This is a genomic window from [Actinomadura] parvosata subsp. kistnae (genome assembly GCF_900323885.1).
GTDB classification, from domain to species: domain Bacteria; phylum Actinomycetota; class Actinomycetes; order Streptosporangiales; family Streptosporangiaceae; genus Nonomuraea; species Nonomuraea composti.
Window position 1 is genome coordinate 272,207 of the sequence record NZ_OOHJ01000006.1, and the last position, 21,661, is coordinate 293,867.

Annotated in this window: 20 protein-coding genes and 1 pseudogene; 9 read left to right on the forward strand and 12 right to left on the reverse strand. The window is 67.1% G+C overall.

Annotation, left to right across the window (positions count from 1 at the left end; all coding sequences use genetic code 11):
• Window positions 1-33 precede the first annotated feature (33 nt).
• From KIS93_RS04900 to KIS93_RS04915, 4 genes are all read left to right on the forward strand, one after another.
• Window positions 34-624 (forward strand): NADPH-dependent FMN reductase, encoded by a 591-nt coding sequence (locus KIS93_RS04900; protein WP_186403771.1) that lies wholly within the window; start codon window positions 34-36, stop codon window positions 622-624.
• Between the two features lie 63 nt (window positions 625-687).
• Window positions 688-1,629 carry an erythromycin esterase family protein gene (locus tag KIS93_RS04905; protein WP_186403772.1) on the forward strand — a complete coding sequence of 314 codons (942 nt, stop codon included), beginning with the start codon at window positions 688-690 and terminating at the stop codon, window positions 1,627-1,629.
• Window positions 1,630-2,082: 453 nt separating this feature from the next.
• Window positions 2,083-2,826 (forward strand): TnsA-like heteromeric transposase endonuclease subunit, encoded by a 744-nt coding sequence (locus tag KIS93_RS04910; protein WP_222107250.1) that lies wholly within the window; start codon window positions 2,083-2,085, stop codon window positions 2,824-2,826.
• Between the two features lie 220 nt (window positions 2,827-3,046).
• Window positions 3,047-3,922 (forward strand): COG3415 family protein, encoded by an 876-nt coding sequence (locus tag KIS93_RS04915; protein ID WP_186403774.1) that lies wholly within the window; start codon window positions 3,047-3,049, stop codon window positions 3,920-3,922.
• 280 nt (window positions 3,923-4,202) lie between these two features.
• On the opposite strand, the gene KIS93_RS04920 is transcribed toward KIS93_RS04915, so the two are convergent.
• Genes KIS93_RS04920 through KIS93_RS04930 form a run of 3 tightly spaced genes read right to left on the reverse strand, consistent with a single transcriptional unit; the run spans window position 4,203 to window position 7,260 of the window.
• The gene (locus KIS93_RS04920) at window positions 4,203-4,604 is read right to left on the reverse strand and encodes a DUF6009 family protein (protein ID WP_168017614.1); all 402 of its coding nucleotides are present in this window, start codon (window positions 4,602-4,604) and stop codon (window positions 4,203-4,205) included.
• Window positions 4,601-6,115, reverse strand: coding sequence for a DNA primase family protein (locus KIS93_RS04925; protein ID WP_168017613.1), 1,515 nt, complete (start codon window positions 6,113-6,115; stop codon window positions 4,601-4,603). Before KIS93_RS04925 ends, KIS93_RS04920 begins: the two co-directional genes overlap by 4 nt.
• On the reverse strand, window positions 6,112-7,260 hold the full coding sequence (locus KIS93_RS04930) for a bifunctional DNA primase/polymerase (protein WP_186403775.1): 1,149 nt from the start codon (window positions 7,258-7,260) through the stop codon (window positions 6,112-6,114). The genes KIS93_RS04925 and KIS93_RS04930 overlap by 4 nt, the downstream gene beginning before the upstream one ends.
• A 1,745-nt stretch (window positions 7,261-9,005) precedes the next feature.
• Between KIS93_RS04930 and KIS93_RS04935 the strand changes: the two genes are divergently transcribed.
• Window positions 9,006-10,280 (forward strand): serine hydrolase domain-containing protein, encoded by a 1,275-nt coding sequence (locus KIS93_RS04935; protein ID WP_246005188.1) that lies wholly within the window; start codon window positions 9,006-9,008, stop codon window positions 10,278-10,280.
• A gap of 311 nt (window positions 10,281-10,591) precedes the next feature.
• Window positions 10,592-10,951: a hypothetical protein gene (locus tag KIS93_RS04940; protein WP_186403776.1), complete on the forward strand. Its 360-nt coding sequence runs from the start codon at window positions 10,592-10,594 to the stop codon at window positions 10,949-10,951.
• A gap of 525 nt (window positions 10,952-11,476) precedes the next feature.
• Here KIS93_RS04940 and KIS93_RS04945 read toward each other — a convergent pair.
• From KIS93_RS04945 to KIS93_RS04970, 6 genes are all read right to left on the reverse strand, one after another.
• Complete coding sequence (locus KIS93_RS04945; protein ID WP_186403777.1) at window positions 11,477-11,902, reverse strand: hypothetical protein; 426 nt, start codon at window positions 11,900-11,902, stop codon at window positions 11,477-11,479.
• 160 nt (window positions 11,903-12,062) lie between these two features.
• Window positions 12,063-13,349 carry a hypothetical protein gene (locus KIS93_RS04950; RefSeq protein WP_186403778.1) on the reverse strand — a complete coding sequence of 429 codons (1,287 nt, stop codon included), beginning with the start codon at window positions 13,347-13,349 and terminating at the stop codon, window positions 12,063-12,065.
• A gap of 42 nt (window positions 13,350-13,391) precedes the next feature.
• Window positions 13,392-13,739: a hypothetical protein gene (locus KIS93_RS04955; RefSeq protein ID WP_186403779.1), complete on the reverse strand. Its 348-nt coding sequence runs from the start codon at window positions 13,737-13,739 to the stop codon at window positions 13,392-13,394.
• A 135-nt stretch (window positions 13,740-13,874) separates the two neighbouring features.
• Entirely contained in the window at window positions 13,875-14,309 is a 435-nt protein-coding gene (locus tag KIS93_RS04960) for a YbaB/EbfC family nucleoid-associated protein (RefSeq protein ID WP_240973822.1), read from the reverse strand.
• Window positions 14,310-14,366: 57 nt separating this feature from the next.
• Window positions 14,367-15,086 carry a hypothetical protein gene (locus tag KIS93_RS04965; protein ID WP_186403780.1) on the reverse strand — a complete coding sequence of 240 codons (720 nt, stop codon included), beginning with the start codon at window positions 15,084-15,086 and terminating at the stop codon, window positions 14,367-14,369.
• Between the two features lie 18 nt (window positions 15,087-15,104).
• The gene (locus KIS93_RS04970) at window positions 15,105-15,407 is read right to left on the reverse strand and encodes a hypothetical protein (RefSeq protein ID WP_168017605.1); all 303 of its coding nucleotides are present in this window, start codon (window positions 15,405-15,407) and stop codon (window positions 15,105-15,107) included.
• A gap of 376 nt (window positions 15,408-15,783) precedes the next feature.
• On the opposite strand from KIS93_RS04970, the gene KIS93_RS04975 reads away from it, so the two are divergent.
• Window positions 15,784-16,377, forward strand: a complete 594-nt coding sequence (locus tag KIS93_RS04975) for a hypothetical protein (RefSeq protein ID WP_186403781.1) — start codon at window positions 15,784-15,786, stop codon at window positions 16,375-16,377.
• 261 nt (window positions 16,378-16,638) lie between these two features.
• On the opposite strand, the gene KIS93_RS04980 is transcribed toward KIS93_RS04975, so the two are convergent.
• Genes KIS93_RS04980 through KIS93_RS04990 form a run of 3 tightly spaced genes read right to left on the reverse strand, consistent with a single transcriptional unit; the run spans window position 16,639 to window position 20,257 of the window.
• Window positions 16,639-19,362 (reverse strand): ATP-binding protein, encoded by a 2,724-nt coding sequence (locus KIS93_RS04980; protein ID WP_186403782.1) that lies wholly within the window; start codon window positions 19,360-19,362, stop codon window positions 16,639-16,641.
• A gap of 59 nt (window positions 19,363-19,421) precedes the next feature.
• On the reverse strand, window positions 19,422-19,832 hold the full coding sequence (locus KIS93_RS04985) for a hypothetical protein (RefSeq protein ID WP_186403783.1): 411 nt from the start codon (window positions 19,830-19,832) through the stop codon (window positions 19,422-19,424).
• Window positions 19,802-20,257, reverse strand: a complete 456-nt coding sequence (locus KIS93_RS04990; protein ID WP_186404011.1) for a hypothetical protein — start codon at window positions 20,255-20,257, stop codon at window positions 19,802-19,804. The genes KIS93_RS04985 and KIS93_RS04990 overlap by 31 nt, the downstream gene beginning before the upstream one ends.
• 444 nt (window positions 20,258-20,701) lie before the next feature.
• Between KIS93_RS04990 and KIS93_RS64595 the strand changes: the two are divergent.
• Together KIS93_RS64595 and KIS93_RS64600 are read left to right on the forward strand one after the other, a co-directional pair.
• Window positions 20,702-20,836 (forward strand): annotated as a pseudogene (locus KIS93_RS64595) (IS5-like element IS4811 family transposase); the annotation flags it as partial.
• A gap of 339 nt (window positions 20,837-21,175) precedes the next feature.
• Window positions 21,176-21,397, forward strand: coding sequence for an alcohol dehydrogenase catalytic domain-containing protein (locus KIS93_RS64600; RefSeq protein WP_246005225.1), 222 nt, complete (start codon window positions 21,176-21,178; stop codon window positions 21,395-21,397).
• The last annotated feature ends 264 nt before the right edge of the window (window positions 21,398-21,661 follow it).

Here is a 21,661-nt window from a genome sequence, read left to right on the forward strand (position 1 = left end):
CCGCACTCTCCAGCAACCCCGAGGAGCCCTGTCATGTCCGAGAAGCCGATCAGGCTCGTTGTCATCGTCGGCAGCGTCCGGTCGGGCCGGTCCGGCCCGACCGTCGCGAACTGGTTCGCTCGCCAGGCCCGCCGGCACGGAGAATTCGAGGTCGATGTCGTCGACCTGGCGGAGGTCCCGCTCCCCATGACGATGCCGGATTTCGGGGCGGCGCCGTCCCCTCAGGCGGCACAGGCTCTTGAGAGCCTGACGCCGCGGTTGGACGCCGCCGACGTGTTCGTTGTCGTGACGCCGGAGTACAACCACAGCTTCCCTGCGTCCCTGAAGAACGTCATCGATTGGCATCACCGGCAGTGGCAGGCCAAACCGGTCGGCTTCGTCTCCTACGGAGGTCTGTCCGGCGGGCTGCGGGCGGTGGAGCACCTGCGTCTGGTCTTCGCCGAACTACACGCGGTGGGGATCCGGGACACCGTCAGCTTTCACGGCGCCGGCCAGTTCGACGACAAGGGCGACCCGGCCAACCCGGAGGGCTGCACGAGCGCGGTCACCATCATGCTTGACCGGCTCACCTGGTGGGCCCGGACATTGCGCGACGGCAGGACCGCCCGCCCTTACGCCGCCTGACCCTTACGCACGAAACGCAGCCTGCCCACCAGCCCGCGAAGAGCAAACCCAACGGAGACAGCAATGACGGAGACAGTACGTCAATGGATCAGGCAGCATGCCCATCCCCTCACCACCCTTGCCCCCCACGACTCGCTGGCCGATCTGGCGGCCCTGCGCGACCTGACGCGTGATACCACGGTCGTCGCCCTCGCCTCATCGGCCCGCCAGGCCCACGAACTGTCGGCCATCGCCCATCGCATGCTGAGATTCCTGGTCGAGGAGATGGGGTTCCGCTCAATCGCCTTGGAAGGCGACAGCGCCGCACGCCTGAACCTCGACGAGTACGTCCGCACCGGCCGGGGCGACCCGCATACGCTCCTGGCCGGCGCCCGGTCCTTCTGGCAGACTGAGGAGATCGTGGAGGTCATCCGATGGATGCGCGGCCACAACGAACGGCACCCGGACGACCCGGTCCGCTTCGCCGGCGTTCCCGACCGAGCCCCCCTGAAACTCGGAAATTTGCCGGAGATGGTCGGCGACGCCATCGAACAACGCCTGGCCGAGGACACAATCTGGTGGCACGACCACACCGGAGACAAGATCGTCTACTGGGGCGGCCTCGCGCACATGGTCAACGGCGCCACCCGGACGCTCTCCCCATCGCTCACGCACCGCAACGCGGGCAGCTACCTACGCGAACGCTTCGGCAGCGGTTACCTGTGCATCGGACTGACCTTCCATCACGGGTCGCTGCCCTTCCATGTCCCCGCCCCGCCGCCCGACTTCGCCGAGGCACCTCTGGGCGATTCCGGCCTGGACTCCTTCTTCCTGGACCTGCGCGCGCAGAGCCCGGCCCCGGTTCGCGCCTGGCTCGACACCCCGGCCAGAACCCGCCTGATCGGCCCCGTCTACGACCCCGGCAACGACGCCGCCCACCACCTGTCCGGCGGTTCACTCGCCGACTGGATGGACATCGTCGCCCACCATCGGCAGGTGACACCCGTCCGCCTCATCGGCCACTGATCCGCCGGGGCGTCACGCCCTCGCGCGCCTCCTTCAAGGGCTGAGATGTTCTCCCGGCAGTCGATCTTCGGCTGGCTACTGTCAACTTCGATGACGAGACCACCGATATTTCGGCATGAATCAAAGTGACAGTGCCAAGGTCAGGGGCGGGTCTCACTGTCATCTTTAATGCTTCCAGACACCCTCCGTTGTCCTGTCTCACGAGACCTGTCCTGTCTCACGAGACCTGGCGTGCGTCTCATCCACCTGGCGTGATTCGCCGTTCCGTCTCACCTAGTTGGCGTGACTGCCTGATCACGCAGCACTCGGTGTCTCATGTAGGTGGCGTGCGCGGAGCGGATGTCTCACCTAGTTGGCGTGGATTGGCGAAAGTCTCAGACATCTGGCGTCTTTGGCAACTACAGTGCGTCCTCGTATGGCTGCAATGCGTACGATACGTGGCGGTGGTCTACCTTGACGGCGTTATCGGCGGCTCGCGTCGAGCGGACCGGGTTTCATCTGACCTTCCTAGACGATGCAGGGGTCGAGCAGCATGCCCCGCTGGCTGTGAGTTGGCATGTCCGGTTTGAGCGGGCACCGGCGGTGCGGTCGTTTCCGTCGTTCCGCGGGCAGAAGAACTTCCCAGGCTGGTGGTGGTCGGCCACAACTGGCGATCACGTTGGCTACGAGTCGTGGGTCGAGCGCGACGTGCTGATGGCGATGGACTTCGACCAGGACATCGTCGCCTTCGCCTCCCAACCTTTCTGGCTCACCTGGGCCGCCGACGATCGCGTGCGACGACATGCACCGGACTACTTCGCCCGGACGCGGGACGGCCAAGGCCTGGTCGTGGATGTCCGACCTGACGACCGAGTCGATCCGGCGGCGAGTGAGGCATTCGCGGCCATGGGGCGCGCCTGCGAGGAGGTGGGCTGGAAGTTCCATCGAACGGGCGGCCCTGACCCAGTGCTGCGATCGAACCTTCGCTGGCTGGCGGGCTATCGCCACCGGCGCTGCTATCGGGAAGAGCTCGCTCAAGAACTGCTCCACGTATTCAGCGCTCCGACCGCGCTGTTGCGCGGCGCTCAGCAGGTTGGTGACCAGTTGGTGACGCTTCCGGTGCTCTATCACCTGCTCTGGACCGGGCATCTGACCACAGACCTTGATTCCTCGGTTCTCGGCCCGGCCGCCATCGTTCGCGCATCGGACCTGCCATGAGTACGGCACGAACGCCGAGGCCACCTGGGCTGCATCTCGGTGACCGAGTCATCCTTGAGAAGACGATGCATACCGTGGTCGGCTTGGCCGGCACCTTGGTACGGCTCGCCGCCGAGAACGGCGGCACCACCGCGATGCACCTGCCGCACTTGCTGGCCGACCCTTCCTTTGAGCTCCTGGGCGGCCCTGCTGGGCACCGCTTACCTTACCGGCAGGGCTCTTGGACGACCTTGCCGAGCAGGTCGTCGAAGAGGCCTGCTGGTGGGAGCACTACATCGTCGAGGTCCTGACCGGCGTGCGCCCCGATGCCCCGGCTGGCACTCGACCGAGACCTGAGTTCGACCCCGGCTTGCCCGCGGTCCGCGAACGCGACCAGGCCAAGGCCCGCGAACCGGCCAAGACGGGCCGTGAGGGAGTCAGCCTGCGCGCCATCGAGCGCAAGCGTCAGCGCTATCAGGCTCAAGGCCTGGCCGGGCTGGTCGACGGACGCTACGAAGGCACCGGCGGATCATCTGGACGAGTCGACCCGCACGTGCTGGCGACGCTGTCTCAGGCGATTGAGGAGTCCACGGAGCGATCCGCTCGAACGGCGAGCTACTTCTACGGGAAGATCGGCCAGCTCGTTGCCGATCAACCTGATGTCCGCATGCCTTCTCGCGCAACCTTCTGCCGCCTGTTCGACCGGCTCTCCCGTGGAGGCCACGTCACCGGCTCTGCCCGCACCCGCCGATCGCTGGCCAGCCGCCCGGATGGCGAGTTCAGCCAGGTCACCGCCAACCGTCCGGGCGGACGGATGGAGATCGACTCCACGCCGTTGGACATCTTGGTGACGTTCGACGACGGCGTGGTCGGGCGAGTCGAGCTCACCGGTATGGTCGACCGGGCCACCCGCACCGTCACCGCGGGCGGGCTCCGGCCGGCTACCAAGTCGGTGGACGCGGCACTCCTGCTGACGCGAACGGTCACCCCGGAGCGATGCGTCCAGGCTGGGTCCCAGCACTGTCCATGGCCCGCTCCGTGCTGCCCTATGAGCGTCCTAGGAAGCGATCCTGAGACCAGTCACGTGACAGATTCGCTGCCCCGTGACCGGTCATAGCCTGGCCACATCACCGTCGCGCAAGGGCCGATCATGCAGATCAACAAAGGCTGGCTCGTCATGGTCGTCACGAAGCGCTGAGAGGTTGACCTCCGTCGCGCGGAGCCGGGCGCAGGTCGCCCTGCGAGTGCCCGGCCGAACCACGTCGTCGGTCACCGCAACGTGCTCGCCTCTCTCAAGAGCTGTCTGCGGGGGTCGGTTTTGCTTGCGTCTCCTCAGGGCCGACGCTGCTGTCCAGGCATGCGGCAAGCTCGAGGAGCACGCCGACGGACATTGCAGATCAAGCCTTCGGAAGGGTGAGGCCCAGGGCGACCATGGCCGGAGAAGGCGGACCTCCTTCGGAACGCTCGGTCTTGTGACCGGGCTGACGCGGCGCGAGCGTGCGCGGATCGACCGACTCCAGCGGAGCGCCGGTGCTGTATTCACCGCCGGGCAGCGTGTCGCGATCGTGCGGAGCGAGCCAGAACACCCTGCGGTGGAAGGTCCCGGATGCCGCAGCCCCCTTGGCTGACGGCCCCAGGACGGCGTATCCCACCATCCGGCCATCGCGGTGATAGGCCGGTTTGCCTCGACGCGTGGGCAGCCGATCGAGACTCTGGCGGACGTAGTCGAGCTTGTCGATGTCCTCGAGCCAGACTATGTCGATCTCGTGGATCAAGCTCGCTTCGTTGATCAGACTCATCGCTGCGGCTCCTGATCCTGCAAGTCGGCGCTGAGTGCGATCCCTGGGTAGTACTTGCGTGAGTTGGACAGAACCATGTCCTTGGGTGAGGCCATCTTGAGTGTGTCGCGTATGCGTGCAGCGAAGTTACGGGCTGAGACCGGCGAAGCTCCCTCTTCACCGCACCAGCGAGTGTAGGCGGTGTAGAGGCTGGTCTGTTCTGCACGCATTCCGGGGGCCATTATGCACGCATCCGCAATGAATCGCCCCACCACATCCTCCGTCGCTTCATAGGCGTCAGTAGCTAGACGTACCCGTTCAGGACCGGACAAGTCCTTCTCCCCGGTCAGGTAGCGGCGTGCACCATCGACGAGCCATGCGAGTATCCCCGGCCCTTCCTCATCGACCAGGATGCGCGCCAGGTTGTCAATCTTCTGGGCATCGGACACCACGCGCTCGAAGGGGATCAAGCGCAGTCTCCGCCAGAAGGCGAAGCCTCCCGTACTGACCTCCGGCCGATGGTTTCCCAGCAGCCACAGGTGATGGGTCGGGTCGAAGCTGAAGAAGTCCTGTCGCATGCGACGGGCCTTGATCTTGTCTCCGCCCGTCAGGAGCTTGACCCGAGCTTCGTCGAAGCGGTCGCCGGGCTTGAGCTCGGAGCAGACGATGATGCGGCGGCCGTGCAGCTCGGCCAGATCGGTCGGATGGCCGTCGAACGACTTGGCCATGAGGAATCCCGGCGGCGCGGCGTCGGCGTAGTCGCCCAGCAGTTGCAGCATCACTTCCAGCAGAACCGACTTGCCGTTCTTTCCGGCGCCGAACAGGAACGGCAGCACCTGCGCCCCGACATCGCCCGAGATGGAGTAGCCGAGCAGCAGGTGCAGGAAGTCGATGGTCTGTTCGCCTTCGGCGTCATCTCCGAAGGTGTCGACCAGAAAGCGTTCCCAGCGAGGAATGGGGGTGGTTTCCGGGGCCAGGGTCGTGGCCCGCGAGTGAAGGTGCTTGTGCGGGTCGGGCGGGGTGATCAGGCCGGTGCGCAGGTCCACGACGCCTGCCGGAGTGCACAAGGCGTACGGATCGGCGTCCAGCATGGTGGCATTGAGCGCCATGCCAGGGGCGGCCTTGGCCTGCAGCAGCATGGCGTGGATGCCGGCCGTCGACAGCGCCCGCTTCTTGTGCCGTCTCAGTTCGGCGGGGGAGTGGCGGTGATATGGGTCGATCGTCGCCAGCTGCTCGGCCATGTCGCCGGCCGCCCACAGGACGGTGTCACCTTCATCGAGCACCCACCGGTAGTCGGCCCACCGGTACCAGCCGAGCCCCGGCACATGCCGGAAGTCGCGGCCGTAGAGGTCGACGAACAGCTTGGCGTTGCCGCGGTCGCTGAGATGTTCGGGCAGCAGGCCGTTCTTGGTGGCCGACGGCGGCAGGGAGGACTCCTGGGCCGGCGCGGCGGTGGGAAGGTCGGCCAGGTCGAGCATCTGCTGTGCGACGGCTTCGGCGTTGAAGTTGCCTGGCTCCGTTCTGGGAGTCATGAGCGTCCCTGAAGATAGAGCGGGCGAGTGGCACCTCGGGTCAGGCCACTGGCGATGATTTTCGCTGAGCGGTTCTCTTGTCCGGCGCGGGCGTGCCGGGCGGCTCTGGTGAGCTCCTGTTCCGCGTCCTGCCTGCTGAGGTAGCCTCCCGCTACCAGGCCGCCGGCAGTGTAGGCGGCGCGGTTCAGTTTCGCCGTGAAGCCCGCGCCCTCGTCGACGGCGGCGCACGCTTCGACCTCGGCCGCCAGAGTGTGCAGGATGCGCAGAGCGGGATGCGCGCCGCCTCCTGCCTTCGTGACGGCTTCGCGGGCACGGGGCGGGACAGGCGGGCTCGTCTCGGCGAGTGTACGGGGCCTGTCGCCAGGCACATGTCCGGTCCGGGCGAGCTCTTGGGCCAGCCAGCGGGGAAGTGCCGCAGGCTGACGGCTCTCTCCCAACGGGGTGTAGAGGCCGTCCTTCGTCCGGGTGCCCGGGGCGATGATGTAGCCGCCGTGCGCTCGGACGTCCACCTGCCAGGCAAGAGCACGCGCCTTACCAGAGCCGGTGGAGCACAGGAACGTCATACCAGGATCAGCTCGGTACCAGACGTGCAGCCCGCCCGAGGGGGTGCGGATACGCAAGGTGGTGGCGTCTTCGGCGGGGCTCTTTTGGCCGCGCAACGCGGCCAAAAGAGCCAGAGTGTGATAGCCCGAGGCCAGCCCCGTCAGGTCGACCTTCGGGTGAATGGGGATGCCGGGCAACAGCTGGTCGCGGTCCGGCACAGGCGTGGGGTGGGCATCGATGTCGATGACGACAAGTCTGGCTGGGCCGCACGCTACGCCCACGCCGGAGCCGGGCTGGGTCCGCCACCACCGGTTGATGACCTGCTGGTCGAGAGTGGCCGCTAGATGGCCGTGGCACCAACGCCCTTCGGTGAGGCAGGGGCAGCCCTCAGCCACATGACCGGGGGCCTGGCAGACGGCGCAGTTTCGGGCGGGGAACTTCCGGCCGGGGGCCAGTGGGTGGACTGGCCAGCCTTGAGCGGCGCACCATCGCGCAAGAGAGAGCGACTCACTCGGGAAAGGCTGTACGGCATCGGCTGTCTGAAGAGGGGAAAGCAGCGTCACATCGTCCCTTCTCTTCGGCCGTCGGTGTGCTGGGGCCATGCCCGGCGGTGGGACGAGTCGAGCTCGGCGGTCGCCGTGGAGCTGAGCGACTGGAGCGACTGAAGCGACCGACCCTCGGACATGGCACAACAGAGTAGCGGACCGGGGGGCGTGTGCGGCGGATTAGGCAGGCGTGGCGGGTGGGAGAAAGGGGGAACAACGGGGAGAGGCCATCCGCTGCCTCTGCCCCAGGCCCGTCGACGGCTGGCTCCCTGTTCTTCGGTCGCTGGTGCTTGAGTCGCTTCAGTCATGAGCAGGAACACATTGCTGAGCAGGACAGCAGCGACCTGGGAGCGACTGAAGCGACTCAGGTCTCCATCTATGAGTGCCTGCAAAACGAGCAGTATTACGGGGCCATATAGGGCAGGGACAGTCGCTTGGGTCGCTCCGAAAGCCACGGCCGGCCTGCTGACCTGCTGTTTCGTCCAGCGACTCAACCACAGCGACCGAACCGCAGCGACTCAATGCCGCCTGGCCTGATGAGCTTGGGTCACTGACATCACGAGTCCTCCCGGCAAAGCCCCCTGCGGGACCACTACACCGATGTCGACGGTGCTCGCCCTCCCCGGGACGCAGTGAGTTTCGTTCCACTTTCCGTGTCTCCCCCTGGCCGCGACCTCGCCTTCTCGGACGTGAGAATCAGTCGCTTCGGTCGCTGGCTGTCTTCGCCTGTACATCCGCCCCTCATGAGAGCGCCCTGCGTGCCCCGTCTTCCTGGTATCAGCGACCAGAGCGACCGAGGCCGCAACCATGACCGACCCTACGCCAGCTCGCGCCTCCGGAAACGGCCATTTCCCACCTGAACGCGCACAACCAGTCACTTGACGGATGCACACAAAGCCCTCACGACGGGCCCCAGCCCCGGCGACGCGAGAGCTTCTGGGTCGCTTGCCACGGCTGCCGTCGGCCACGAACGGCCTGATCAAAACGGGTTACACGCTCGCCGACGGCGGCCGGGCACCCCAGCCCGAGGAGGGTTTGGCCGCAACAGCACTGACAGCCGCCTGGAACAGTCGCTGTCTCGGCCGGCTGCCTCACCGTGCCGAGCTGACACATCCAGCAAGCACCCCAACCCATACCAGCCCGACGACAACGGCCGATCAGGATCGCTACGGTCGCTCCGTGACAGGGGCCCCCGCCCCTCGCGCCTCTCCACAATCAGGCGATGCCGTACGGCAAGGGAACTCACCAGTCACGTGACAGATTCGCTGGCGGAGCCGAGTGGTTTTAATCGTGGCGATGGCCAGCAGCCCTCCAGGCCAGTTCCACGAGGGCATCGGCGATGGCTGAAGAGTCGCTCGTCCCAGCGACCGAAGCGACCCATGCCCTCGCATGCCCCGGAACGCACCCCTTCCCTCGAAAAGGCGACTGCATGACAGCGACCCTCGGTCGCTCCGGTCGCTGTCTGGTGCCCGCCCGGCTCACAGCGACTGAAGCGACCGAAATCTCGGATAGGCTCTCGACTCGCGCGCCGGGGCGCGAGTCCACTGCCTGTGCGTGGCCCTCATGGCGCTCGCCCCTCCGCGTTCAGGGATACCTCCCCCAAGGGCACGCCGCAGGCAGGCTCGCGGCCGCCAGGCCGTTCCTGTGCCGGCCACCACGAGGACATCCGCGAGTTCCCCACGCCTTTCCCCGCAAGGGAGGCCCCAAACCGTGCCGATGGCCGAGGATCCGTTTCGGCCCGCAGGAGGCAATCCGGGTGAAATCGATCCACCAGAGGTCACCGATCCACTACACATCTGCTCATGACGATCAATAAGCCGCGCACGTCCATGTCGACTGGTCTGAGCCGCAGACGGTTCCTGGCGACGAGCGCCGCCACCGTGCCCGCCCTCGTTCTGGGAACCTCCCACCCCGCGCTCGCCGCGACGGTGCAGACCGCCGGAGTGGCCCCGGCCGCGCTGGCCGGCTTCGACAACGTGATCAAGACCTACATCGTCGAGCGCGCCATCTCCTGCGCCCAGCTCGCCATCACCAAGGACGGCAAGCTCGTGCTCGCACGGGCCTACCGCTACAGCGACGATCCGGCCGTGCCCACGCTCGGCCCCACCTCGCTGTTCCGCATCGCCAGCCTGAGCAAGCACATCACCGCTGTGGCGATCATGCGGCTAGCCCAGGACGGCAAGCTGAACCTCGGCACATCCGTCGCCTCCCTGCTCGGACTGCCCACCACGGCCGACCCCCGGCTGGCCAACGTGACAGTGTGGCGGCTGCTGCAGCACACCGGCGGCTGGGACCGCGACCTGTCGGGCGACTACCTGTACCTGGACCACACGATCGCCCGCTCCCTCGGCGTGCCTCTGCCGATCACGCGCGAGCACATCGTCCAGTACGCCTGCGCCCGCCCGCTCGACTTCACACCCGGCAGCCGGTACGCCTACAGCAACTACGGCTACCTGCTGCTTGGCATGATCGTCGAGAAGGTGTCGGGCATGACCTATGAGGCATACATCCAGCAGAAGATCCTGGCCCCCGCCGGCATCACCCGGATGCGGCTCGGCCATACCCTCAAGGCACAGGCCGCGCCCGGCGAGATCGTCTATGAGTCGGCACAGACGAGCACGACCGTCACCGACGCCTCCGGCGCGACGGTGCAGGCCCCGTACGGGGGCTTCAGCATGGAGAACCGCGGCCCCGGCGGCGGCTGGCTGGCCTCCGCGGTGGACCTGGTGCGCTTCGCGCGCATCCTCGACGCTCCCGGCACGGTGCTCAATGCCACCTCCATCTCCAGGATGGTGGCCCAACCGGAGACCGGCGTCACCGAGAGCGGCTCCTGGTACGGAGCCGGTCTGTGGGTCCGCCAGGTCACGGGACACCTCAACACCTGGCACAGTGGCGGCCTGCCCGGCACCTACACCTACACCGCGCGCCTGCAGAACGGCTTCACCTACGCCGCCCTGTTCAACCGCAACGAGGAGAGCGGCTCACCGGACTTCGACGTGCTCAGCCCTCGCATCAACGCCGAGATCGGCAAGGTGACCTCCTGGCCCACGACGGACCTGTTCCCCCGCTACCTCTGAGGTCGGCTCGGGCGACGAACTCCGAAGTCCATCAGGGACCTCGACCGGTGAGCCGTGGCATCGCTCCACGCGCTCGCCAGACCTGGCGACATCGGCATCCTTCTCTCAAGACCCCCTGACGCGATCTGACCGTCGCGCGCAACTCAGGCCGCAGAATGAGCCAGCGCGCCGCCAGTTGGCCGCCCGCCTGCGGGTGCGGCGAAGCGAGCCAAGGCCACCGACGCGGCGCATGCCAGTCGCGTGACGGATGCGCCCGTCCCCGTCCCTCTCATAGCCTGCCATGCCGCACGTTTCCGCAAGAAAGGACACACATGCGCTACCGCAAGAAGCTCGCGGCTCTTGCAGGAATGGCCTTGGCAGGATGCTGGCTGGCCGTGAACGCGGCACCCGCCGCAGCCGCCGGGCCGTGCGGTCGTGGCTACGAGTGGGTGGACAGCCACCGTATCCCCGACCATGGGCCGAAGGCAGGCTCCATCGAGGTCTACTACAACCCGGACATGGAGAGGAATTGCGCGATCGTCCAGGCGCAGGCGTCGGGGGAGAGGCAGTTCATGTCCGTGGACATCGCGCTCGCTGGTGCCAAGAAGTCGGCTGATGCCGACTTCGGTATGCGCAAGCATCGAGCAGGGCCTGTGTACGTGTCATCGGGGGCCGGTCCTGCATCGATCTGATCGCCATCATCGGCCCGCTCACCCGCCAGGTGAGCGGCGAACAGTGCCACTGATCCCTCGGACGACGCCTTCGGCCCGTTCGGTCGAGAACGCGTTGTAGCGCGATCTCGGTCCGGCCGTCGACCCCCCTTCGGGGTGGGCGGCCCTTCGGTCGAGTCCATGCTGCGCCGGCCCTTGACCCGAGGCCGACGGCGAAGATCCGATCCGCACACCAGTCATCTGAGGTTCGCTGACAGGTTCACCCCGACAGATCCTTTCCCAACCGTTTCCAGCCGCCGAATCACCCAGCGGATGGAAACCGATGCAGCATCACGAAAGGATCGCTGTACTGGCAGGTGCGATGCTGGCCTGCCTCTGCCTTCCCGCCAAGGCCGCACCGGCGCAAGCCGCCGGCCCCTGTGGGGACAGCTATGCGCAGGTCGGCAGCTACGGCATCAAGGTCGATGGGTGCAGTTCCCGATCGGGGATCGGATGAGCTCGGTTTAACGTGCGGTCGCGGTAGGCGGGGTCGTTCTTCTACCGCCGTCAGAGTTCGAAATCCTGGTAGCCGTACCCGGCAGTGTGCTCAAAGTGCCCGGGCAGCGGGCGCAGTGCGACTACGTCTCCCTCTCGCGCGACCTCCCCTCGCAAGGGCGGCACCTCGATACGGTCCCAGTGGACAGTGACGGATACCGAGTCCCCGAGCTCTCCGGCGAACATGCGAAACGACAGAGTCTGGATTTCGTCCTCTGCCTTCTCATCGGCCTCGAAGTCATACCCCACCTGCTCCTCAGGCCCGGTGAACGTGATGTCCGGATAGCCTGTTATTGAGATCGCCAGGAACGGATGCCGGTCGATCGAATCGGCCTGCATCCCCTGCTGGTAGACGTCCAAGGTCAGACGGGCGCCGTACCAGCAGAGCAGGTACAGGCTGATCTCCGGTGCGAGCTCCGCAGCCAGATCGTGCTGCACCGTCCGAAGTGCGAGTGGCCGTACCGCTGGTCCCAACCGACGTCGCCCGGATGGAGGCAGACGGGTCAGCTGACACTGGCACGCGTCCCACCGCTGCCGAGATCATCCCGTCAAACGGACGCGGTGACACTCCACCCGGACGTCATCAGGAGATCGCGGATCACGGCCGGCGCCCCGGCCGGAACCGCGCGGGGAGATGATTCCACGCGCGGCGGAACCCCCTCGGGAACGCACCGATCGGCAGCGGGTGACCCCAGCCGTTGTGCCAATCGTGTTGATCGGCCGGGAGCCGGCCAGCGCGGCAGGCCGACGCGAGCCTGGAAGCATGCGTACGCAGATGGGCCAGGACGAGCTGGGCCGCCCCTTCCTCACGACTCCACCCGGCCCGCCAACCGGCGAAGTCCTCGGCATCCCCCGAGGACAAGCGGTCGAGACCGGCCAGCCAACGCGCCGCCTCACCATCCCCCTCGCTGCTGAGCAGATGCTGATACCACGCGACGGGAAACCACCACGGGGGCGACCCGGTGTCGTGATCCAGCAGGCGGGCGTACGTTCCGGCGACAAAGCGGGGAACGTACAGCAGCGGCACGGCGGCTACGCCGATGAGGATGTCGGCCTCCTGGTGGTTCAGGCCGAAAGCGGTAAGCAACTCGCGCAGCCTGGTCCACACCGCCACCCGGTCAAGGTGCACGCCGCGTTGCGCCTCGTCCGGCAGGAACCACCGGTGGACCTGCCGCTCACGCAGGAGCGTGGCGCCGCCGGTGTCATGCTCGGCAGCGGCTCCCACTTCGGCCCAGCGCAGCCACGAACCGTCCGGTCCCGCGTCGGCGCCGATCGAGGCCGAACTACCGGCGTCGATCGGCGGGACCGGCAGCGGCAGGCAGGGCATCAAATCCGGCAGAGCCAGGAGGTCCACCCGATCGCCACGCCATGACAGGTGGCACAGCAGCGCCCCGGCGAGGACACATTGAGCCCCGACGGTGCTCAGCCTCTGCTCACCGGAGGGCAGATCGAGGCTGCAGGCGATCGTGTGATGCTTTTCCCGGTAGACGATGACGAGCGTCTCGTCGAAGAACCGCATCTCCTTCACATTGCAGCCGAAAAACGGGTTGTAGGTGGGCAGATCCACTCGAAGATGTGGCAGGCCACCTCCGGCCACGTTGATCGTGATGTTCACCGGGATGTGACCGTGCGCGGGGCTGCCTGCCACCTGCTCGACCCACCCGACGTGGCCGTCCTGCCGGTCGATCGTTTCGGCGAGGATCTCGACACCGCGATCGCTGGGCGCTTCCTGCATCGTTGCTGGAGAGAGGTAACCGGACGCGCGTGGCAGCGGGGACGCCTCATAGCGGCCGCCCAGGCCCAGGGCCGCACCGATCGAGGAGAGCAACTCCGTCCGGGAACCTGAGTTCCGGCCCGCCGCGCCCACCCGGTCAAGATCATCCACGGCGGCAGTGTACGGCGATCCACGACATCATGAACAGGCTGGTCACAGACGACGCCTCACCCGGTGAATGTCGGTCCCGTTTCCCGCATTGCCGCCATCGCAGACATTCACGCAGTCATGGTTACCATGGACCTGTGCGGTGACCTCCCGGAACCCGAGCTCGCCGAGTTGTACCGGCACCTTGATCCGCGCCTCAGGGCATGTCCGCGAGCAGACGCTCATCGTCAACGACGTCCTCGACCTGCTGGATGAGGAGCACGAGCCAATACGAGACGACAACGGCGACTGGGTGATCAGGGAGGTTTCCCGACCGGCGTGCGATGACGGCACCCCTGACGCGGCGTCGAAGAGGCCTGGTGCCGGGCTCTCGATCCTGGTGCGCTCGATCATGATCCACACGGTAGATCGGGACGCCTGCGCTCGACCGGCGCGCCCCACGACTGTCCCGCTGCGACACCCATCGCCCGGGGAGCCGCCTATCGCACCTCACAGCCGCATCAGCGCCTGGAGACCAAGCAGGGGGTCTCATCTGCCGCCGTCGATTCCCATCCGCCTGGTCTTTTCGTTGATGAACGCGGCGAAGGACGCGTCGGACTCGGCCAGCAAGGCCTCGATCCTGTCCGGATCGAACATCTGCTGGGGAAGCTGACCGCCGAGGGCGTTCTCCAGCAATTCCTGCGTACGCCGCGCCGCCTCATCCTGAGCGGTGCCGATCGCCCGCAGGAGTTCCTCCGCCAGAGTAGGCGAGTCGAGCCGCGTCACCCGAGGATTCAGATCGATCTTGGTCACCCGGCCGGCGCCATCCGTGAGCACCGTGATCAGACCGCTGGCGCCGCTCCCCACGCCCTGCACGCTGGACAGTTCCCCCTCCGCTCCGGACAGGCGACGCATGGTCTGCTGGGCTTCGTCTCGGATGCGGTCCAGATCGGCAAGGTCGATCTTCGCAGGGTCGAATGGCATGGCGGACACGATGACTCCTTCTCCACGGTGGCTGCTTCACTACCGATGACGGGCTCTTCAGGCCGACGCGGCCGGGCCGGTGTTCTTGGCATGCTCCGGCTTCTCGCGCTTGGGCGCCACCCACTGAGAGGGGGGATCCATGGAGATCACCGCCCTCTGGAAATCGATGCGGGCTCCCCCGGTCGGTGTAAGGTTGAATATCTTCGGCAGCGCCGTGCCGGTGTCGGCCATGGTGACGGCCACCGCCGCCAGGAAGGTCGCCAGGATCTTCGTCTGGTTGGCGAGGACGAAATTGGTGAAGGCGACGAGCCGGGCGAGCGCGATTTCCCCCTGGGCTCTCAGATACGGCGTGGCTCTCATGAGCAAGGTCGCGGCCAAGTAGCTCAAGACGATGGAGGCAAGAGCCCCGATCTCGTACCAGTACCGCGCATAGGCGTCCCGTATCTGATCGACCTGACCCTCCATGGTGTGGCAAAGGCCGCTCAGTTTCTGCAGATCGCCTCCGAAAACGGCGGCCGCGTTCAAAAACGCCTGACGGTCATCGGCGATCCAGTCGGCGCGGGACAGGAACACCGCATTGCCCAGCAGGCCCGGATACTCGACCTCCAAAGCCTTGGCAAGCGCGTTCCAGTTCGCCTTCGCATCCCCCATGCCGGGAACATTCGCCACCGCCGTGCTCAACATGACGACGGCCGGGACGAGCCGCTTCTCCCACCTCGCGGCCTCCTTGAAAGAATTCCAGGCGGCCGCCTGCTGCAAAGCAGGAAAGTAGACCACGCGGGTTCCCCTCCGATCTCATTTGTAGACGACGGTGCTGCTCTCCTCGGCGTCCCGCCAATTCTTTTTGATCGTCTCCAGGGCCGTGACCCACGCCTCCACCGTCTTGACTGCCTTGTCCACGGCACCCCGCACGTCATCCTGTCTCGCCCCGTACGCCTGGCTCAACGCCAAGCCCAAAGGCATGCCGAAACCCGGAGCGGGAACGTCGGTGTCGTCGATGGTCTTCTTCAAGGCTTCCAGGGCCGGAATGAACGTCTCGTCAAGGTGGTGCTGGATGCTGGAGATCGCAGCCGAAGTGACATAAATCTCCTGGGCCATGGTCGGCTCCTCCCCGCAATAGTGGCTGGCCTCGGCGCCGCCATGAGTCGGCTGGGCTCGCCGGGGATGGACGCCGCAGTGAACATTAGGTAAACCGAGCAAGACGGTGAATCCGTCAATTGACTGGTCATCAGCTGTCGCCCGCGGGTCGGGCCGACAGCATCGGCGCCAACCCCTCCGCCGCCTGGTCTTCGTGGACGGAGCCCGGCTCACCGTCATGGGGAGGCCAGCTTGAGAGATCTTGTAGGGTCGGCCGTCGATGAGCCGGATGCCTGTTGAGGCCGGTTCTGCCGGTTTTCGGGGTGCCGGTTTGTGGTGACGTGCCTGTGATGGTGTGGGCAGCGCGTTGAGGGTTCCCGGGAAGGGATGGTGATCCATGAGCTGGGGGCGGTTCCGCGGTCGTCGGCTGGTGTTACGCGATGGTGAGGGTGAGCGTGAGGTGATCGAATGCGCGGCGGTGATGAAGGCCGACATGAAGCGGGAGGTGAGCGCGAGCCCTGAGGTTGGGCTGTCCAGGGAGATCACCTGGGCGGTCGCCGGGAGGAGTTACCTGCACTACGGGCAGGAGTACCCCTACGGTTCACGGTTCGTGATGATCACTGGCGCCGGCCGCGATGAGGTCGACACGTTGACCCGGATCGTTTCGGACTACTTCGAGCCGCTTGAGGACGCGGAACTGCTGGACGCTGTCGTTTGCGCCCCGGAGGTGGAGCAGCGCCGGGCCGTGCTCGTCAGGGCGGGCATAGGCGCGCCCGTCTCCTGCGAGGGTGCCTTCCTTGCGCTCATCACCGAAGCGATGCGCGACCAGAACGCCCGGATCCGGGAGGGAGGACTCTGGGCGGCCATGTACGCGCTGTGGCCCGAACTCCTGCCGGCTGTCATGGAACTGACGGTCGATCCGGACAAGCTCCTGCGGGCGCAAGCGGACGCGCTCGTGCGATACATGAGGCGCGAGGGCATCACCCCATGAGGGCGGGTGACGAGGACCCGGCCCCCACACCCCCGTGAATCTTCATCACACCAGACGCAGCATACAACCTTCACCAGATGCGGCTTCATCGCCGCCGTAGGCGATCGTTGATGCAAACGCTCGCATTGCCTTTCAGCGTTCGGGCGGCCCCCACCTTGAGAGTGCTGATCCCGCGGAAAACGGAAGGTACCGTGACGGATCAACGAGGTCGCACGCGTTCGTCGGGCAACTCGTCAGCGCGAGAAGACGTGATGCCTTGCCTCAGCCCTCAGCTCGTTGCCGCTGCGCCGCTGTGAGTTTGGCTCGCACGAAATCGAGGATGTGATCGTCCTTCATGGAGTCGAACATCGTTAGAGCCCGCTTGAACGCGATGATGGCCTCATCGACTCGCCCCATATCGTGCAGGGCGAGGCCGAGGTTGTTCAGTGCCAGGCCTTGGCCATGGCGGTCGCCGAGATCGCGGTGGATGGCGGCGGCGTCCTGGTAGGTGGCGATGGCCTCCTCGCAACGCCGTGATTCGCGCAGGGCGAGGCCGAGGTTGTTCAGCGCCTGGCCCTCGCCGTGGCGGTCGCCGAGATCGCGGCAGATGTGCAGGCATTGCTGAAGGACGGTGATGGCTTCACCGAACTGCCGCACTTCTTGCAGGGCGAGGCCGAGGTTGTTCAGCGCCCGGCCTTCCCCGTGACGGTCGCCGAGATCGCGGCAGAGGACGACGGCGTCCTGGTAGGTGGTGATGGCCTCCTCCCAACGCCGTGATCCGTGCAGGGCGAGGCCGAGGTTGTTCAGCGCCCGGCCTTCCCCGTGACGGTCGCCGAGATCGCGGCAGATGCGCAGGTCTTGCTGGTGAGCGGCGATGGCCTCCTCGAAGCGCCGTATCCGGCGTAGAACAAGGCCGAGGTTGTTCAGGGCCAGGCCTTCGCCCTGACGGTCGCCGAGATCACGATGGAGGGTGGCGGCGGCCCGGAGTGCGATGATGGCAACCTCGAAACGCCGCACTTCTTGCAGGGCGAGGCCGAGGTTGTTCAGCGCCGTGCCCTCGCTGTGCCGATCTCCGAGATCACGATAGATGGTGGCAGCGGCCCGGTGGGCGGTGATGGCCCCGCCGAAGCGCCGCACTTCTTGCAGGGCGAGGCCGAGGTTGTTCAGCGCCTGGCCTTCGCCGCGGCGGTCACCAAGCCCGCGACAGAGGGCGACGGCGTCCTGGTGGGCGGTGACGGCCTCCTCGAAGCGGCGCAGTTCACGCAGGTCGAGGCCGAGGTTGTTCAGCGCTCCGCTCTCGCCGTGGCGATCGCCGAGTTCGCGGTAGATGGTGACGGCGTTCCGGTGGACGGTGATGGCCTCGCCGAAGCGCCGTACTTCTTGCAGGGCATTGCCCAGATTGTTCAGCGCCTGGCCTTCGCCGTGGCGATCGCTGAGTTCGCGGTAGATGGTGACGGCGTTCCGGTGGACGGTGATGGCCTCCTCGAAGCGCCGCACCGCGCGCAGGGCGAGGCCGAGGTTGTTCAGTGCCCCGCCTTCGCCGCGGCGGTCGCCGAGCTGGCTGGCGGCGGCCGCCGCGATTGTGCTGACCGTCAGGAGATCGTCGAGGGCCCGCCGCCAGGACAGGTAGACGTTCAGGCATGCCGACAGGCAGGAGGCGATCTGATGGCGACCGGCGGCATGGGCCACAGCGACGGCGGTGACGAGGTTGGCGCGTTCGGCGCCGAACCAGGCCAGGGCGTCGTCTCGTCCGGTGAACCGGTCCGGAACAGGCTGGCCGGACAGGGCGCGCAGATGAGCGTTGGCGAACTCGGCCGTGTCGAGGTAATGCCCCAGAAGGCGGTCCAGCGCCTGCTCGCGCTGGTCGTCGACTGCCTGACTGAGACCGTGCTGGCCGGCGTACAGGCGGACCAGGTCGTGCATGCCCCACCGGCCGGCGACCGGCGTGGTGAGCAAGTGAGCGCGGGCCAGTGCGGCCAGGTGCCGCCGTACCACCGGCTCCGATGTATCGGCCAGGGCGGCCGCGGCCGGGAGCGAGATGTCCGGGCCGGGGTTGAGCGGCAGCAGCCGGAACAGCCGGGCCTGCTCGGGCTGGTCGGCCAGCAGGTGCTGGTAGGACAGGTCGAACGCGGCCCGGACCGCCAGCGGGCGGCCGTATGGGTCACGGTCGCCGCTGTCGAGGGCATCCAGCCGGTGGTGGGCGTCGGCGAGTTCCGCGGCCACGTCAGCAAGAGGACGGCCGGGCTCGGCGCGCAGCAGGGCAGCGATGATCTGCAACGCCAGCGGCAGCCGCCCGCACAACCGCCCGATCTCCTTCGCGGGCCCGGGCTCGGCCGCGACACGCGGATCGGCCCGCCCCATCTCCAGAGCGGTGCCCAGCAGGTCAACCGCGTCGGCCTCGGGCAACACGGCCAGATCGACCAGATGGGCCGGCAGGGCCAGGATGTGCCGGGAGGTGACCAGCAGCCGGTGACACGGCTGGGCCGGCAACAGTGGCTCCACCTGGCCGGTCGTGGCGGCGTTGTCGGCCACCACCAGCACCGCCCGTCCCTTGCGGGCCCGCTCCTCCAGCATCGACCGGTACAAGCCTAGCTGCTCCTCGCCGGTGGGCGGGAGATCAGTGTCGCGGATGCCCATCGCTCGCAGCAACTGCCCCGCCGCCGCGGTGGCGGGCACGCGCTCGCACGGGTCGGGGGTGTACCCGCGTAGGTCGATGAAGAAAACCCCGCCACCGAACCAGTCCTCGGCCATCGCCTGGTGAGCGGCAACCAGCGCCAGCGCAGTCTTGCCCACCCCGGCCATTCCCGCCACCGCTAACACCCTCGCCGCCCCACTCCCGCCTGCCCGGTCCAGGAACGCCAGCACTTCCTTCAGAGCCCCGGCGCGGCCGACGAAGCCGACCGGCGCGGCCGGCAGACCGGCCAGGGCCTGAGGGGCGGGACGTGTGGGTTGCACGATGGTCGCTGAGGCGTTGGGACCGGTCTGGATGATGCCGTGATTGGTCACCACGCCAACGGCGCCGGGCCCTCGGGCGGATGCCGAGGGGTGCTCCCGCGGGGGAATGCTCACCGCTCGGCGTGACTGTGGTCGCCAGTCTGGATGATGCCGGTGTTGGTTCTCACAGCCACCGCTCGCTCACCGATGGCGTTCACCGTCATCGAGGCGGTGGCCGAGCCGAGCATGTCGGCGAGTTCCTTGGCCAGCGCCGGATCGGCGGCGAGCGCCTTCTTGATCTGCAACCGCAGCGCGGCCAGGCTGTCATCATCGTCAGGCGCCTGAACCCGGTCGGCCACCGCGCTCTCCAGCTCGGCCTGGCTTTCCGGCCGTTGCCAGATGCGCTGCAGCAGGCGCTGCCCCATGCCGATCGTCTCATCGGCGGCCACGTCCTGCGCCTTGGTCAGCACCGCACTCCCGTAGGCGGCGATAGCCGCGCTCGCATACGGCATCAGCAACGGCACCACAGCAGAGACGTCCATACGCCCTCCGGCCGGATCCAACAGGTGAGCCGATCGTACGCCGCACGGCCAGATGCGGCAGGCGCAAACCGGGCGAGCTTGGAGATATCCCTGGATAAAACCCGCACCTGCTGCGATGCCGCACAAGAGACCGGCACGGTGATGTGCTCGACTGTGCCGCATCCGTCGATCGATGGCGTGCTTTTGGCGTCAGAAGTCCAGACGCCAATCGGTCTTCGCCCGCTCCAACACCTCTTCCAACGAGTCAACCTCAGCCAGGAGGTCGACTCGGTCTCGCTGGCGCGGTCTCCGACGGTGGCGTCCGGGACGAAAAAGTCCGGCAATGCGCCCATCAGGTTGGGATCGAACAGATCTCCGAGCTCGTCCCACCGGAGATCCGTCATGCCGTCATGCCGCTTGCGCGGGGCCTGCCGCAGCTCGATCACGTCGGCTTGTGGCTGACGGCGATGACCGGAAGCAGCGTCGGCGGGGCCTGGCCGCCAACGTCTGTGGCGACCAGGTGCGCTTGGCACTGCTGGAGGCTCGCCCCGGCCGGGCTGACCGCTCACCAGCTGGTGGGCGCCACCGGGCTGAGCCTTAGCCATGTCCGCAAGGGCATCCTTTACAGCCGCGAGGTCTCGCCGATGGCGCACCTGACCCCGCTGATCTGGACCTACGTCGACGGCTACCGCTTCTCATCTTCACCCGACGACTGGATCGCCTACGAACGCTCGCGCACCGAGTCGACCCGGATCAGCAGCCTGCTGTCGGCCACCGTGGCCGCACGCGGCCGCGCGACCCGAGGAGGAATGGACCAATCTGGTACTGGGGCAGCTCAACGCGGTCCAGTCGGCGCCGGCCTTGCTGTCCAAGGCGGGAGCGTGAGCCCGATGCGTCATCGCCTTTGTCCTTCAGACACCTCCGACGCAGAGTGGGACTTCATCGAGCCCCTGCTACCGGTGCCCGCCTGTCTGACGCCCAAGGGCGGCCGCCCAGAGAAACATCCTCGCCGAGACGAGTTCGATACAGCGACTCAAGCCACCGGCCATCTCCATCTGCGGGCGAGCCTGCTCCAGAAAAGCGGCGATCTCGGACCTGGCCCAGCTCACCAATGTGCGATGCGGGACTCCTACCGGTGCTGCCGCCAAGAGCCGCCAACGATCCCCCCGCCACGGACGAAGACCGGCCAACCCCGGACAGGCGCGCGCCACCCAGTCATGCGACAGATGCGTCCCTGCCGCCGTGCCGGGGACGATGGCCGCCGGACTGCGGCGACCCCGACGGCGAGGAGCGCGATCTTCACCTCTGACCGCCCCCGGGCGGGCGCGGCGGACGAGGCAGTGCGCGACCGAGGAAGGAAGGTCATGCACATCAAGATGGCCGTACTGCGAGCACCCGACGCTCCGCACCACCTGGAGGACGTCGAGCTTCGCGACCCGGACGCGGGAAAAGTCCTGATCAAGATCGCCGGGGTCGGGATGTGCCACACCGACCTCCTGCCGCGCGCACCGGGGTATCCGGCCCAGTGGCCGCTCATCCTCGGGCACGAAGGCGCGGGAATGGTGGAGGAGATAGGCCCGGGGTGACCGGGTTGCGCCCGGGAGACCACGTCGTCCTGTCCTACGACTCCTGCCGCTGCTGCGACCTGTGCCTGGCCGGACACCCCGCCTACTGCGCCACATTCTTCCCGCGCAACCTCACTGGCGACGGCGTGGACGGACCGGGCCCCGTACGCGATCATGCGGGGGATCCGGTGGCCGCACGATGGTTCGGGCAGTCCTCGTTCGCCACCCACGCGGTGGTCGCGGCCCGCAACGCGGTCAAGGTCGGCAGGGACCTGCCGCTGGCGA